Source organism: Pantoea anthophila, assembly GCF_006494375.1.
Lineage (GTDB): Bacteria > Pseudomonadota > Gammaproteobacteria > Enterobacterales > Enterobacteriaceae > Pantoea > Pantoea anthophila.
This window is the reverse complement of record NZ_VHIZ01000048.1, coordinates 125,190-139,971: the sequence shown is the minus strand read 5'-3', so window position 1 is coordinate 139,971 and position 14,782 is coordinate 125,190. Positions and strand designations below refer to the sequence as shown.

At 56.2% G+C, this 14,782-nt stretch carries 13 protein-coding genes and 1 riboswitch; of the genes, 6 read left to right on the top strand and 7 right to left on the bottom strand.

The features are described 5' to 3' along the window. Window positions 1–7: 7 nt before the first annotated feature. The 6 genes from ftsL to ilvI form a co-directional block, all read right to left on the bottom strand. Entirely contained in the window at window positions 8–328 is a 321-nt protein-coding gene (gene ftsL, locus FJW00_RS11965) for a cell division protein FtsL (RefSeq protein WP_003854764.1), read from the bottom strand. Further along, a complete protein-coding gene (gene rsmH / locus FJW00_RS11960; protein WP_009092147.1) occupies window positions 325–1,266 on the bottom strand; it encodes a 16S rRNA (cytosine(1402)-N(4))-methyltransferase RsmH in 942 nt (313 codons plus the stop codon). Before rsmH ends, ftsL begins: the two co-directional genes overlap by 4 nt. Before the next feature lie 2 nt (window positions 1,267–1,268). After that, window positions 1,269–1,727, bottom strand: a complete 459-nt coding sequence (gene mraZ, locus FJW00_RS11955) for a division/cell wall cluster transcriptional repressor MraZ (RefSeq protein ID WP_009092149.1) — start codon at window positions 1,725–1,727, stop codon at window positions 1,269–1,271. 495 nt (window positions 1,728–2,222) lie between these two features. Next, on the bottom strand, window positions 2,223–3,233 hold the full coding sequence (gene cra, locus FJW00_RS11950) for a catabolite repressor/activator (RefSeq protein WP_009092150.1): 1,011 nt from the start codon (window positions 3,231–3,233) through the stop codon (window positions 2,223–2,225). 196 nt (window positions 3,234–3,429) lie between these two features. Continuing rightward, window positions 3,430–3,921: an acetolactate synthase small subunit gene (gene ilvN, locus FJW00_RS11945; RefSeq protein ID WP_111208304.1), complete on the bottom strand. Its 492-nt coding sequence runs from the start codon at window positions 3,919–3,921 to the stop codon at window positions 3,430–3,432. A 2-nt stretch (window positions 3,922–3,923) separates the two neighbouring features. After that, window positions 3,924–5,648: an acetolactate synthase 3 large subunit gene (gene ilvI, locus FJW00_RS11940; protein WP_009092154.1), complete on the bottom strand. Its 1,725-nt coding sequence runs from the start codon at window positions 5,646–5,648 to the stop codon at window positions 3,924–3,926. A 730-nt stretch (window positions 5,649–6,378) separates the two neighbouring features. On the opposite strand from ilvI, the gene leuL reads away from it, so the two are divergent. From leuL to leuD, 5 genes are all read left to right on the top strand, one after another. Next, window positions 6,379–6,462: a leu operon leader peptide gene (leuL, locus tag FJW00_RS22750; RefSeq protein WP_111208305.1), complete on the top strand. Its 84-nt coding sequence runs from the start codon at window positions 6,379–6,381 to the stop codon at window positions 6,460–6,462. 89 nt (window positions 6,463–6,551) lie between these two features. Continuing rightward, window positions 6,552–8,114 (top strand): 2-isopropylmalate synthase, encoded by a 1,563-nt coding sequence (gene leuA / locus FJW00_RS11930; protein ID WP_046101207.1) that lies wholly within the window; start codon window positions 6,552–6,554, stop codon window positions 8,112–8,114. Window positions 8,115–8,116: 2 nt separating this feature from the next. Continuing rightward, window positions 8,117–9,208: a 3-isopropylmalate dehydrogenase gene (gene leuB / locus FJW00_RS11925; RefSeq protein ID WP_009092158.1), complete on the top strand. Its 1,092-nt coding sequence runs from the start codon at window positions 8,117–8,119 to the stop codon at window positions 9,206–9,208. A 4-nt stretch (window positions 9,209–9,212) separates the two neighbouring features. Next, window positions 9,213–10,619: a 3-isopropylmalate dehydratase large subunit gene (gene leuC, locus FJW00_RS11920; protein WP_009092161.1), complete on the top strand. Its 1,407-nt coding sequence runs from the start codon at window positions 9,213–9,215 to the stop codon at window positions 10,617–10,619. A gap of 3 nt (window positions 10,620–10,622) precedes the next feature. Continuing rightward, window positions 10,623–11,228 (top strand): 3-isopropylmalate dehydratase small subunit, encoded by a 606-nt coding sequence (gene leuD, locus FJW00_RS11915; RefSeq protein WP_009092163.1) that lies wholly within the window; start codon window positions 10,623–10,625, stop codon window positions 11,226–11,228. Window positions 11,229–11,536: 308 nt separating this feature from the next. Here leuD and FJW00_RS11910 read toward each other — a convergent pair whose 3' ends face one another. Continuing rightward, complete coding sequence (locus FJW00_RS11910; RefSeq protein WP_058958457.1) at window positions 11,537–12,715, bottom strand: MFS transporter; 1,179 nt, start codon at window positions 12,713–12,715, stop codon at window positions 11,537–11,539. A 255-nt stretch (window positions 12,716–12,970) separates the two neighbouring features. Between FJW00_RS11910 and sgrR the strand changes: the two genes are divergently transcribed. After that, complete coding sequence (sgrR, locus tag FJW00_RS11905; protein WP_140924231.1) at window positions 12,971–14,632, top strand: HTH-type transcriptional regulator SgrR; 1,662 nt, start codon at window positions 12,971–12,973, stop codon at window positions 14,630–14,632. Between the two features lie 35 nt (window positions 14,633–14,667). Continuing rightward, window positions 14,668–14,770: riboswitch (TPP riboswitch) on the top strand. Window positions 14,771–14,782 lie beyond the last annotated feature (12 nt).

Here is a 14,782-nt window from a genome sequence, read left to right as displayed (position 1 = left end):
GAGGTCCTTATTTCTGCACCACGATATTTTCTTGTGAAGGATCAACGTGCTGCAGCTGCAGCTTCTCGGTGGCGATGCGTTCGACACGGCTGTGATCGCCCAGCGCATTCTCTTCCAGAATCAGGTTGCGCCATTCGATATCCAGCGCGTCGCGCTCCAGTACCAGCTGTTCACGCTGTGCGGTTAACAGTCGGGTTTTATGGGTGGTGGTGACCACCAGCACGGCAGAAACCACCACAGCGATCAGCAACAGCACCGGGATCTTGCCCTTTCGCAGCAGATCCCCGCCGATGACGGCGGGCAGACTGTGACGCTCATTACCGATCATGCGTCGGTTTTCTCCGCAATACGTAATACCGAACTGCGCGCGCGCGGGTTCTCAGAAACTTCGGCATCGCCCGGCGACATTTTGCCGAGTAATTTCAGTTCACGACCGCCCAGGGCACGCAGCTGATGTTCCGTCATTGGCAGCCCGGCTGGGACCTGCGGCCCGCGACTCTGATCGCGCATAAAGCGTTTCACCAGCCGATCTTCCAGCGAGTGGAAGCTGATCACCGAAAGGCGCCCTTGTGGTGCCAGCACCTCAACTGCCCCTTTCAGCGCAATATCGATCTCTTCCAGTTCACTGTTAATCCAGATACGGATCGCCTGGAAACTGCGCGTCGCCGGATGCTTGAACTTATCTTTAACCGGCGTGGCAACGGCGATCACCTCAGCCAGCTCCCGTGTCCGGGTCATCGGCGCTTCGCGATTGCGCTCAACAATGGCGCGGGCGATACGTTTGGCGAACCGCTCTTCACCGTAGGTTTTCAGAACGAAAGCGATGTCTGCCTCTTCCGCCTGCAGCAACCACTCGGCGGCGGAGTGACCGCGCGAAGGATCCATACGCATATCCAGCGGTCCGTCACGCATAAACGAGAAGCCGCGCTCTGCGTCATCCAGCTGCGGTGAGGAAACCCCCAGATCCAGCAGGATGCCGTCAATTTTTCCGACCAAATCCCGCTCAGAGACATACTCTGCCAGGGCGGAAAAAGGGCCATGAATAATAGAGAAGCGGGGATCTGTAATCTCAGCGGCAGCGGCGATAGCTTGAGGGTCGCGATCAATGGCGATCAGTTGTCCCTTCTCTCCCAGTTGCGAAAGAATCAGACGTGAATGACCACCACGACCAAACGTGCCGTCGATGTAGATACCGTCTTCCCTGATATTGAGGCCGTTAACCGCCTCATCCAACAGCACGGTGGTATGTTTGAAATTTTCCTGCATAGCTATAGCGACAAGTCCTGCAACCGCTCAGATAAAGGCTCCTGAGCTGACTGTTCTGCGTCAATATCGTCCCTGACCTGTTGATACCAGGTCTGTTCATCCCACAGCTCAAACTTGTTGAACTGTCCGACCAGCATCACTTCTTTGGTTAATTTTGCGTGCTGCCGAAGCGTATTCGCCAGCAGCAGGCGTCCTGCATTATCCATCTGACATTCACTGGCATGTCCCAGCAACAGACGCTGCACACGGCGCTCAAGTGGATTCATACTGGATAAGCGGGCGAGCTTTTTTTCAATGATTTCCCATTCGGGCAGGGTATAAAGCAACAGGCATGGCTGGTGGAGGTCGATGGTACAGACCATCTGCCCCTGAGATTCCCCGATCAGCAAATCGCGATATCGCGTGGGTACGGCAAGCCGCCCTTTACTGTCGAGATTGACTAACGTTGCTCCGCGGAACATGCCAGTCTCTCCCCCTGGTCACCCGTTTGCACCACTTTATCCCACTTTTTACCACGAAACGAGTTTAAGGATTCGATGAAATCCTTGTCAAGCCGGAGCGGCAGTTGAATATCACTATTTACAGAGCGCCGAATTAATGGCTGCCGACGCCCTGATCGAATAAAAAGAGAAAGAAAAAATTAAACCAATGAATACCTGAATAAAAAAAGCGGGCGCGGAAAAAACGATTAAAAATGAAACAGCGTCACACGCTGAATATTTCTCGTGGTTTCTGAGACAGCGGCGGCATTTTAGGGGATTTCCGAAAGAAAGCCCAGCGGCTCAGGCCGGACAGGAAAGCGGCATTTGTTGAAGTTGTAAGCAGATAATAAAAATAACCCTTTCTGCTTTGTTAGAATTGATGAGCAGAATTTACGCTTTTTTACGTCGACCTGTTTATTTAATCAGTAATTCGAAAAAAATAAACGTGGCGGGCAGCGTAATACTGCCCTTCCCTCATTTAACTCTTCGGCTTAATTGTCCGCGACGATATAAATTACGGCGGATACGGGTTAAACCGGGTTTAGGTTTTCTTGGCTCATCCAGCGAGGCTAAAACTAATTCCAGTACCCGTTCGGCGACGTCACGATGGCGTTGTCCTACGGCCAGCACGGGGCACTCAAGAAAGTCCAGTAATTCGTGGTCGCCAAAGGTGGCAATCGCCAGCTCGGTAGGCAGCCGGCCGTCTCGTTTCAGCGTGACATCCATGACGCCCTGCAGCAGCCCGAAAGAGGTGGTAAAAAGCGCCTCCGGCATCGGATGCTCTTCAAGATAACGCTCAAAAAGCGCGGCGGCAGCGGTGCGTTCGAAGCTGTTGCAATAAATGTAATCTATCGGCCGCGGGTCATCTTTCCACGCATCACGGAATCCCATCTCACGCAGGAAGCTCACTGACAGCTCAGGCAGGGCGCCGAGGAACAGCACGTTTTTGACCTCGAGCTGACGCAGTTCAGCCGCCAGCGTATGGGCATCGTCCTGGTCGGCGCCCACGACGCTGGTGAAATGTTCACGATCCAGCGCACGGTCTAACGCAATGATTGGCAGCGGATCGTTGACCCAGCGCTGATAAAAGGGATGCTCAGGCGGTAACGAGGTGGAGACGATGATCGCGTCGACCTGACGCTGTAGCAGATGCTCAATGCAGCGCATCTCGTTATCAGGCTGATCTTCTGAGCAGGCGATCAGCAGCTGATAGCCTCGCTGACGCGCCTGACGTTCAAGATAGTTTGCAATACGGGTGTAACTGGTATTCTCCAGATCGGGAATCACCAGCCCAATAGAGCGCGTTCGCCCGGCGCGCAGCCCGGCGGCCACCGCATTGGGGTGATAATTATGCTCACGCACGACCGCCATCACTTTCTCAACGGTTTTGTCGCTGACACGATACTGCCGCGCTTTACCATTGATCACATAACTGGCCGTGGTGCGCGACACGCCTGCCAAACGCGCAATTTCATCCAGCTTCACGATAACCCCACCATCAAATCCGCTTTTACGGCAGAAATAGCCGCAGTTAAGCTATGGATAACTCATGGCTATCATCTAACAGCAGAAAAGTGCGCGGAGCAACCGCTTTTCTGAATGTAACCAGCCTGGCGCATAAAAAATAAAAAAACCCGGCATTTCGCCGGGTTAGGTGAGGTTCGATGGTGACGCAGCGTGATTAACGCATGATGCGATCGCCGCGTGACACGCCCACAATACCGGAGCGGGCCACTTCAACGATTTCGGCAACCTCACGCACGGAATGGAGAAACGCGTCCAGTTTGTCACTGGTGCCTGCCAGCTGAACCGTGTACAGCGTAGGCGTTACATCAATAATCTGACCGCGGAAGATCTCAGCGTTGCGCTTCACCTCTTCACGGCCATAGCCACTCGCCTGGATCTTCACCAGCATGATTTCGCGCTCTACGTAGGCACCCTGCCCCAGTTCGGTCACGCGCAGCACATCCACCAGCTTGTGCAGCTGCTTTTCGATCTGCTCCAGCACCTTCTGGTCGCCTACCGTCTGAATGGTCATCCGCGACAGGGTGGGATCGTCGGTAGGCGCAACGGTCAGGCTTTCGATGTTGTAGCCGCGCTGCGAAAAGAGACCGACGACACGGGATAATGCGCCAGATTCGTTCTCCAGCAGAACTGATAAAATGCGACGCATAGTTATGTCCTCTCCGTTTTGCTTAACCACATCTCATCCATGCTGCCGCCGCGAATCTGCATCGGGTAAACATGTTCGCTACCGTCCACGGCAACATCTACAAACACCAGACGCCCCTGTGCCAGTTTCTCCAGCGCCAGCGTCAGCTTCTCTTCCAGTTCAGCCGGATGCTCAATGGCGATCCCGACGTGGCCGTAGGCTTCAGCCAGACGCACAAAGTCAGGCAGTGACTCCATATAGGACTGCGAGTGGCGACCGGAGTAGATCATATCCTGCCACTGTTTCACCATGCCCAGAACCCGGTTATTCAGGCTCAGTACCAGCACCGGCAGATTGTACTGCAGTGCGGTTGAGAGCTCCTGAATGTTCATCTGGATACTGCCATCGCCCGTCACGCAGATAACGGTTTCGTCCGGCAGCGCCATCTTGACACCCAGCGCAGCGGGCAGGCCAAAGCCCATCGTGCCCAGCCCCCCGGAGTTAATCCAGCGACGCGGTTTATCGAACGGATAATAGAGCGCAGCAAACATCTGATGCTGGCCCACATCGGATGTGACGTAGGCGTCGCCATGGGTCAGACGGCTGATGGTTTCAATAACGGCCTGCGGCTTGATTTTGTCGCTGGTCCGATCGAACTCCAGGCACTGACGACTGCGCCAGCCCTCAATCGCGCTCCACCACGCCTGCAGACTCTCAGAGCGCGGCTCACTGTCGTTTTGCGCCAGCAGCTCCAGCATCTGCTGCAGTACCTGCTTCGCATCACCCACGATCGGGATATCCGCCGCCACCGTTTTGGAGATTGAGGTCGGGTCGATATCAATGTGCATGATGGTGGCGTTGGGGCAATACTTCGCCAGATTATTGGTGGTGCGGTCGTCAAAGCGAACGCCGATACCAAAAATCAGATCGGTGTTGTGCATCGTCATGTTGGCTTCATAGGTGCCGTGCATGCCGAGCATCCCGACGCACTGACGATGCGTGCCAGGAAACGCGCCCAGCCCCATCAGCGATGTGGTGACCGGAATGTTCAGGCTTTCGGCCAGCTGTAACAGTTCCGCTTCACAGCCCGCGGTGATGGCACCGCCTCCGGCATAAATCACCGGCTGTTTTGCGGCCAGCAGTGTCGTCAGCGCACGCTTGATCTGACCTTTATGGCCCTGGATGGTCGGATTGTAGGAGCGCATGCTGACAGCGTCCGGCCAGTGATAAGGGAGCTTATTGGCCGGGTTGAGAATATCTTTCGGCAGATCGATAACCACGGGGCCCGGACGTCCGCTGGCGGCGAGCCAGAACGCCTTTTTCAGCACGGTGGGGATCTCTTCGGTGCTTTTCACCAGAAAACTGTGCTTCACCACCGGTCGTGAAATGCCGACCATGTCGCACTCCTGAAAGGCATCATAGCCAATCAGCGAGGTAGGCACCTGGCCCGACAGAATCACCAGCGGAATAGAGTCCATATAGGCGGTGGCGATCCCGGTGATCGCATTGGTCGCGCCGGGGCCGGAAGTGACCAGCACGACCCCGACTTCACCCGTGGCGCGTGCGAGGCCGTCAGCCATATGCACCGCAGCCTGCTCATGGCGTACCAGAATGTGATCGATACCCCCGACGGTTTGCAGCGCATCATAGATATCTAATACCGCGCCACCCGGATAACCGAATACCTGCTTAACGCCCTGATCGATTAACGAACGGACGACCATTTCGGCTCCTGACAACATCTCCATCTTCTGCCTCCAGGCTTCAGGACCGGGCGCCATGAATAGGGCCTTTTGCACATATCGCGTCGCGCCGGTGCCTGCTCTGCCAATCAAAATCTTATGTTTATGCACGACAGCGGAAACCTGTGCCGCTGTCCGGTTACAGAGAAATCTGTCGAGTTCATTGTTCTGAGAGTAGGTCGATTACCATAACCGCACTTCAGCGGGCAGGCAAACCGCAAAGCCGTGTAAATTAAATGGCAGGGACGTAAAGGCTCTGTCCGATAAGAATTGGCTGCGCGGATTAAACTAATTACGCCGCAGAACCGCAGAGGAAAATGCTGACTAAGAAATTATTTTTAGCGTGATCTAAGAAATAGCGAAAACTTATTGTGTCCTGCCCCAGCCCACAATCGCCCCGCCGTTTTATTTTCCGGGTTAATTAACCAGAAAATCGCTAAAGCGCATACGATTATGCTAAGCAAGCGGACATAAATTCTGCGTCACACCTGAGAAGCATAAAAATAAAATTATTATTTTTCAAATAGATAAGTCAGTCACCACCCTGCAGAAGCGTACTTATCCTGCCTGACCGGCGCGGCACTCACTTCTGCGCTATTCATTACGCTGTCAGGCTGTAAAATAACAGACGATCTTCCTTTTACTCGCTGGAGAATAACCCTGCACAGAAGGTTGACATCCCTGAGTGATTGCAGTACCAATATAGGCAGCACAACAATTTATAAGGTTTGAATCCATGTTTCGTTTTGCTCGCCTTCTCGGTCTACTACTAAACGCATACAGCTTGCGCGGTAGACTTGTGGGCGGAATCAAACACTGATTCAAACCTGCTGAAAGTTAAAAACCCGCGCCTGTCGCGGGTTTTTTTATGCTCGTTGCCAGGCCAGAAAATGCATAAGGATGAATACGATGAGTCAGCAAGTCATTATTTTCGATACCACTCTGCGCGACGGTGAGCAGGCATTACAGGCCAGCCTGAGTGTGAAAGAAAAATTGCAGATTGCATTAGCGCTGGAGCGTATGGGCGTGGATGTCATGGAAGTGGGTTTCCCGGTCTCCTCACCTGGCGATTTTGAATCCGTACAGACCATCGCGCGCACCATTAAAAACAGCCGGGTCTGCGGTCTGGCCCGCTGTGTGGAGAAGGATATTGATGCGGCATACGAATCACTGCGCGTTGCCGAAGCCTTCCGTATTCATACCTTTATCGCCACCTCACCGATGCACATCGCCACCAAACTGCGCAGCACGCTGCCCGAGGTGATTGAGCGCGCGGTACACATGGTGAAACGTGCCCGCAACTACACCAATGACGTTGAATTCTCCTGCGAAGATGGCGGCCGTACTCCGATTGATGACCTGTGCCGGATGGTTGAAGCCGCAATTAATGCCGGTGCCAACACCATCAATATCCCGGACACCGTGGGTTACACCCTGCCAGGCGAATATGCTCACATCATCAGCCAACTGATCAACCGCGTACCTAACATCGACAAAGCGATTCTCTCTGTCCATACCCACGATGACCTGGGTATGGCGACCGGTAACGCCCTGGCGGCTGTCCAGGCGGGTGCACGTCAGGTTGAAGGCACGCTGAATGGTCTGGGTGAACGTGCCGGTAACTGTGCGCTGGAAGAGGTGATCATGGCGATCAAAACCCGCCAGCAGATCATGAATGTGCACACCAACATCAATCATCAGGAGATCTACCGCACCAGCCAGATGGTGAGCCAGATCTGCAATATGCCTATCCCGGCGAACAAGGCGGTGGTCGGCTCCAACGCCTTCGCCCACTCCTCCGGTATTCATCAGGATGGCGTGCTGAAGAATCGCGAAAACTATGAAATCCTGACGCCAGAGTCGATCGGCTTACACAAGATTCAGCTGAACCTGACCTCACGTTCTGGCCGCGCGGCGGTAAAACATCGCATGGAAGAGATGGGCTATGCAGAGCAGGATTACAATCTGGATGCCCTGTATGACGCCTTCCTGAAACTGGCTGACAAAAAAGGTCAGGTGTTCGACTACGACCTGGAAGCGCTGGCCTTCATCAATAAACAGAATGAAGAGCCGGAGCATTTTCAGCTGCATGAATTTAACGTTCAGACCGGTTCCGGCATCACCGCTACCGCCTCTGTCAAGCTGGGCTGCGGCGATGATGCCAAAGCGGATGCGGCCACCGGCAACGGCCCGGTTGACGCGGTCTATCAGGCCATTAACCGTATTACCCAGTTCGACGCGGAGCTGGTTAACTACAAACTGACCGCCAAAGGCCACGGCGAAAACGCGCTGGGTCAGGTCGACATTGTGGTGAGCTACAACGGCCGTAAGTTCCACGGCGTCGGTCTGGCGACCGATATCGTGGAATCGTCTGCCAAAGCGATGGTGAATGCGCTGAACAATATCTGGCGTGCCCGCCAGGTTGAACAGGAATTGCAACGCAAATTTAAAGATCAGAAGGAAACCGTATAACTATGTCCAGCTCTTCTCATATCGCAGTTTTACCCGGTGACGGCATTGGCCCGGAAGTGATGGCACAGGCAATGAAAGTGCTGGACGCCATTCGTCAGCGCTTTGATATGCAGATTACCACTCAGGAATATGCGGTCGGCGGCATCGCTATCGATCAGCACGGCGAACCCCTGCCTCCTGCGACCGTGGCGGGCTGCGAGCAGGCGGATGCGATCCTGTTTGGTTCGGTTGGCGGACCGAAGTGGGAACATTTGCCACCGGCCTCGCAGCCGGAACGCGGTGCCCTGCTGCCCCTGCGCAAACACTTCAGACTGTTCAGTAACCTGCGCCCGGCGGCACTCTACAGCGGTCTGGAAGCTTTCTGCCCGCTGCGCGCCGACATCGCGGCGAAAGGCTTCGATATCCTGTGCGTGCGTGAACTGACCGGCGGCATCTATTTTGGTCAGCCTAAAGGACGCGAAGGCAGTGGCCCGGAAGAGCGGGCATTCGATACGGAGGTTTACCACCGCTTCGAGATCGAGCGCATCGCCCGTATCGCGTTTGAGTCTGCGCGTAAACGCCGCAATAAAGTGACCTCAGTAGATAAAGCCAACGTCCTGCAGACCTCAGTCATGTGGCGTGAAATCGTTAATGAGGTCGCTAAAGAGTATCCGGACGTACAGCTGAGCCACATCTATATCGACAATGCCACCATGCAGTTGATCAAAGATCCGTCACAGTTTGACGTGCTGCTCTGCTCCAACCTGTTCGGCGACATTCTCTCTGATGAGTGCGCCATGATCACCGGTTCGATGGGGATGCTGCCTTCCGCCAGCCTGAATGAAGCGGGCTTTGGCCTGTTTGAACCGGCAGGCGGCTCCGCACCGGATATCGCCGGACAGAATATAGCTAACCCGGTCGCGCAGATCCTGTCGCTGTCCCTGCTGTTACGCTACAGCCTGAATGCCGATGAGGCTGCCGACAGTATCGAACGCGCCATCAGTCGTGCGCTGGAACAGGGCTACCGCACTAAAGATTTAGCCGGTGATGGCCCAGCGGTCAGCACAGATGAGATGGGCAGCATCATTGCCCGCTTTATCGCCGAGGAAAAATAAAAAAATGAAAACCTTATACCAGAAGTTATTTGATGCACATGTCGTCCACGAAGCGCCGAACGAAACGCCGTTACTCTATATCGATCGCCACCTGATCCATGAAGTCACCTCGCCACAGGCTTTTGATGGTCTGCGTGCGCATGGACGCAAGGTGCGTCAGCCGGGCAAAACCTTTGCCACCATGGACCACAACGTCTCTACTCAGACCAAAGACATCAATGCGTCGGGCGAGATGGCGCGGATTCAGATGCAGGAGCTGATGAAGAACTGCGCTGAATTTGGCGTACAGCTCTATGACCTGAACCACCCGTATCAGGGAATTGTGCACGTTATCGGCCCTGAGCAGGGCATGACGCTGCCAGGCATGACCATCGTGTGCGGTGACTCGCACACGGCGACGCACGGTGCCTTCGGCTCACTGGCGTTTGGTATCGGCACCTCCGAAGTAGAGCATGTGTTTGCCACCCAGACCCTGAAGCAGGGCCGGGCGAAAACCATGAAAATTGAGGTACTGGGCCAGGCTTCAACCGGCATTACGGCAAAAGATATTGTCCTGGCGATCATCGGCAAAACCGGCAGCGCAGGCGGAACCGGCTATGTGGTTGAGTTCTGCGGTCCGGCCATTCAGGCGCTGAGCATGGAAGGTCGTATGACGCTGTGCAACATGGCGATTGAAATGGGCGCGAAAGCGGGCCTGGTGGCACCGGACGAGACCACCTTCAGCTACCTGAAAGGCCGCCAGTTCTCCCCACAGGGTGAGAAGTGGGAGCAGGCTGTAGAGTACTGGCGCACACTGAAATCAGATGAAGGCGCGACCTATGATGCGGTGGTCACGCTGCATGCAGAAGAGATTGCGCCACAGGTCACCTGGGGCACCAACCCGGGTCAGGTGATCGCCGTTGATCAGGTGATCCCGAACCCGGCCTCATTCGCCGATCCGGTAGAGCGCGCCTCAGCGGAAAAAGCGCTGGCGTATATGAATCTGCAGCCGGGCATCCGACTGACCGATGTCGCGATTGATAAAGTCTTTATCGGCTCCTGTACCAACTCACGCATTGAGGATCTGCGTGCCGCCGCCGCTATCGCCAAAGGCCGCAAAGTTGCGCCGGGTGTGGTTGCGATGGTAGTGCCCGGTTCCGGTCCGGTAAAAGCACAGGCGGAAGCGGAAGGTCTGGATAAAATCTTCCTGGAAGCGGGCTTTGAGTGGCGTCTGCCAGGCTGCTCCATGTGTCTGGCGATGAACAATGACCGCCTCAACCCCGGCGAGCGTTGCGCGTCAACCAGCAACCGTAACTTTGAAGGTCGTCAGGGCCGCGGTGGACGAACCCATCTGGTCAGCCCGGCAATGGCCGCAGCGGCAGCCGTCACCGGCCACTTTGCCGACATCCGTGAACTGACGACAGGAGCATAAGTCATGGCGAATAAATTTACTCAGCACACCGGCATCGTCGCGCCGCTGGACGCCGCAAACGTCGATACCGACGCGATCATCCCTAAGCAGTTTTTGCAGAAGGTGACCCGCACCGGTTTTGGTCAGCACCTGTTCCATGACTGGCGTTTTGAAGATGACGCCGGCACGGTCCCGACTCCCAGCTTTGTGCTGAACAAGCCAGAGTTTAAAGGCACCAGCATTCTGCTGGCGCGCGAGAACTTTGGCTGTGGCTCCTCTCGTGAACATGCGCCCTGGGCGCTGACCGATTTCGGTTTTCACGTGGTGATTGCGCCAAGCTTCGCCGATATCTTCTACGGCAACAGCTTCAACAATCAGCTGCTGCCGGTGAAGTTAAGCGAAGAGGAAGTGGATGAGCTGTTCAGGCTGGTTGCGGCTCAGCCAGGTATCAGCTTTACGGTCGATCTGGAAGCGCAGACGGTGACCGCAGGCGATAAAGTCTACCCGTTTGAACTCGACAGCTTCCGTCGCCACTGCATGATCAACGGCCTCGACAGCATCGGTCTGACCCTGCAGCATGAAGCGTCAATTTCGCAGTATGAGCAGAATCAGCCCGCCTTCCTGCGCTGATTGCGTTAAGACAGGGCTAATCTGACAGCAACAATTAAGCTTAACGCGCAGGGAATACGGTCAGAGGAGGAAAGCGTCCCGCGCCAGGGACAAAAACGTCGGGAGCGTTTTTGAACAACGCAATGCGTTGGCCCGTTTACGGGCGCACCTCATGGATGAGGTGCGTAATCGCGCGGGCCGAGCGGCCAGGGATTGGCTTAAGCGCCTTTCCGATCTGACCGTGTTCTCTGAGCAGGCTCGCTATCACAGCGACCGGTCCAGATTCCTCAATAGTTAAAAAAAGGGCGATATCCTGTCGCCCTTCTTCTTTATACGTCGCGCACCCGTGCCGACATCACCAGCGCCACAATCGCCAGCCCGAATGCCAGCCAGTAGACCGCCTCATGTCCCAGCCGCTCGCTCAGCGTACCCTGAATCACCCCGGCCAGAATCATGCCGGTTGAGATGGAGTTGGTGAACAGGGTGGTTGCGGCGCCAGGCCGTCCCGGCATCAGATCCTGGAACCACAACATCCCAATCCCGGCAATAATCCCGACAAACACCGCATTAAACAGCTGCAATACCATCAGTGACGTGCGGGAGTTAAACAGCACCAGCCCCAGGTAAAACAGCACCCCGGCGGCCACCGCCACCAGCATTAACCGGCGCTTGCCCATGCGGCGGGCGTAATGCCCGGCCAGCAGCATCACCGGGATCTCCAGCCCGGCGGCCGTGCCCATCAGCAGACCCGCCAGCTTTTCCGGCAGGCCAAGCGTCGTACTGATATAGAGCGGCATATCAATGATATACATGGTATTGCAGGTCCACATCACCACCGAGGCGATAAACAGCAGGCGCACATCGCGATCGCGCCAGCCGCTTAGCGGCAGACCGCCGCTTTGCAGCAGCGGCTGCGCACGGGGCACTGACGGCAGGGTAAACCAGACCAGCAGGATACAGATCAGAAACAGCGCGGCGGCCACCATAAACAGCGTGACAAAACCATAGTTCAGCGCCAGCGCAAATGAGAGCGGTGGCCCGATGACCCACGCCAGCGACAGCTGCGCGCGCATCACCGAACTGAACATGACCGCTTCACGCGCCGACTGATCGGCATATTCCCGGGCCAGCGCAAAGAGCTGAGGCATTGAGACGCTGGCGAGCGCCGACAGCAGCACACCCAGCGTAATCAGCGTCAGGTAGTGGCGACTGAAGGCAAACAGCAGCGCATTGACCAGCGCCATCAGGCAACAGAACAGAATGATATTACGGCGGTCCCCCACGCTGTCCGAACGCTTCGCCACCAGCATGCTCACCAGAATACCGGCCACCGCATTGATGGTAAAAAACAGTCCGACCCAGAAAGGGCGGGCCTGCACTTCGCGCGTCAGAAACAGGCTCAGCGTCGGTGCCTGCAATGCGCCCGCCACGCCCAGCATGAACGAGGCAACCATAAAAGCGAGGTAAACCGGATTGATGCGGCGCTGCCGCGTTAACAGCGATTTCATAGCGAAATCCCTTAGAGGCTAAACAGAGAGGAAAAAAAGAAGGGTAGACCATACCGCGCACGATGAAAAAAGCCAGCAGAGATCCTCTGCTGGCGGTGTAAATGCACCCTACTCAGAAAAGCACTCCGCTGAACAGCGAAGTCAGGGTTGAACGCCATTCCAGACTGAATGCCTCCCGCTCTTCCCATAGCGCAAAGTTTGCTCTTAAAATGAGGCAGAAAAAACAGAGCGCTTTTCAGCAGGAGTTCCTCTTTTATGTCCTCGTCACGTCTGAAGCAGCAATTCATTCGCCTGTGGCAGAGCTGCCAGGGCCAGTCGCAGGCCATTACCCTCAGCGAACTGGCTGACCTGCTGCACTGCTCGCGCCGCCACATGCGCAATCTGCTCAACCGGATGCAGGCGGCAGGCTGGCTGGTCTGGCAGGCAGAAGCGGGACGCGGCAGGCGGTCACATCTGACGTTCTGCTATACCGGGCTGGCTTTACAGCAGCAGCGTGCCGAAGATCTGCTGGAGCAGGATCGCATCGATCAGCTGGTCCAGCTGGTGGGCGATAAGGATCAGGTGCGGCAGATGATCAGTGCGCATCTCGGCCGCAGTTTCCGGCAGGGCAAGCATATCCTGCGGGTGCTCTACTATCGTCCCCTGCTCAATCTGCTGCCTGGCTCGCCGCTGCGGCGCTCTGAAACGCACATTGCCCGGCAGATTTTTAATGGGCTGACGCGGATAAATGAGGAAAACGGGGAAATCGAGCCCGATATCGCGCATCACTGGCAGCAGACCTCCCCGCTTCACTGGCGCTTCTTTCTGCGTCCGGCTATTCGTTTCCATCACGGTCGGGAGCTGGAGATGGCGGATGTCATCGCCACCCTGGAGCGTCAGTGCCCTCATCCGCTCTTTTCCCACATTGCAAAGATCTCCTCACCCGCCCCCTGGACGCTGGATGTGCATCTGAACCAGCCCGACGACGGCCTGCCCTGGCTGCTGGGCAGCGTCAGCGCGATGATCCTGCCGCGCGAGTGGCCGACGATTCAGGATTTTGCCCGCCAGCCAGTCGGCACCGGCCCCTACCGGGTGATCCGCAATCATGAGAGCCAGCTGAAGATTGAAGCTTTTGATGATTACTTCGGTTTTCGCGCCCTGATCGACGATGTCTCTATCTGGGTGCTGCCCGACATCAGCGATGAGCTGGTCTATGCCGGTGTGCGCCTGCAGGGGGACGCTGCGGATGAGATTCAGGAGGAGAGCCGCCTTGAGGAGGGCTGCTACTATCTGCTGTTTGACCAGCGTTCAGAGCAGGGTCGCAGCGAGGCAGTCAGGCGCTGGGTCAGTTATCTCTTCAACCCTATCGCCCTGCTCAACCACGCGGGCGTCGGCTATCAGCGATACTGGTTTCCGGCTTATGGCCTGCTGCCGCGCTGGCACCACCGCCGGGACCTGACCCCGGTCGAAAAGCCGCCCGGCCTGACCCATCTGACGCTGACCTGGTACAGTCAGCACGTGGAGCATGAGGGCATCGCCAATGCGCTGCGTCCCCTGCTGGCCCAACAGGGCGTCACCCTGGAAACCCGTGAGATCAGTTATGAAAGCTGGTATCAGGGCGACGCGGAGAGTGATATCTGGCTCGGCAGCGTCAACTTTACCCTGCCGCTGAACTGGTCGCTGTTCGCCCAGCTGTATGAGATCCCGCTGCTGCATCACTGCCTGCCGATTGACTGGCACAGTGACGCGGCCCGCTGGCGCGAGAAAACGCTGCCGCTGGCCGAGTGGAGCAAACAGCTGGTTGAAGAGGCGGGTCTGCATCCGCTGTTTCATCACTGGCTGCTGCTGGAGGGCCAGCGCAGCATGCGTGGCGTCCGGATGAATACCCTGGGCTGGTTTGATTTTAAATCGGCCTGGTTTGCGCCGCCGGCACTGTGACGCTTTCGCCACGGCGCTGAAATGACTAGAATGTGACGTTCTCAACGGGGTGCCGCCTGCCACCAGCAAGCAGCTGAGAGAGACCCGTCGAACCTGATTCGGTTAATACCGACGTAGGGATTTGAGAGGCCGCTGTGCTCAGATCCTTTG

Coding starts and splice junctions, on each gene's coding strand:
- ftsL (WP_003854764.1), bottom strand. CDS start 328: ATGATCGGTAATGAGCGTCACAGTCTGCCCGCCGTCATCGGCGGGGAT.
- rsmH (WP_009092147.1), bottom strand. CDS start 1,266: ATGCAGGAAAATTTCAAACATACCACCGTGCTGTTGGATGAGGCGGTT.
- mraZ (WP_009092149.1), bottom strand. CDS start 1,727: ATGTTCCGCGGAGCAACGTTAGTCAATCTCGACAGTAAAGGGCGGCTT.
- ilvN (WP_111208304.1), bottom strand. CDS start 3,921: ATGCGTCGCATTTTATCAGTTCTGCTGGAGAACGAATCTGGCGCATTA.
- ilvI (WP_009092154.1), bottom strand. CDS start 5,648: ATGGAGATGTTGTCAGGAGCCGAAATGGTCGTCCGTTCGTTAATCGAT.
- leuL (WP_111208305.1), top strand. CDS start 6,379: ATGTTTCGTTTTGCTCGCCTTCTCGGTCTACTACTAAACGCATACAGC.
- leuA (WP_046101207.1), top strand. CDS start 6,552: ATGAGTCAGCAAGTCATTATTTTCGATACCACTCTGCGCGACGGTGAG.
- leuB (WP_009092158.1), top strand. CDS start 8,117: ATGTCCAGCTCTTCTCATATCGCAGTTTTACCCGGTGACGGCATTGGC.
- leuC (WP_009092161.1), top strand. CDS start 9,213: ATGAAAACCTTATACCAGAAGTTATTTGATGCACATGTCGTCCACGAA.
- leuD (WP_009092163.1), top strand. CDS start 10,623: ATGGCGAATAAATTTACTCAGCACACCGGCATCGTCGCGCCGCTGGAC.
- FJW00_RS11910 (WP_058958457.1), bottom strand. CDS start 12,715: ATGAAATCGCTGTTAACGCGGCAGCGCCGCATCAATCCGGTTTACCTC.
- sgrR (WP_140924231.1), top strand. CDS start 12,971: ATGTCCTCGTCACGTCTGAAGCAGCAATTCATTCGCCTGTGGCAGAGC.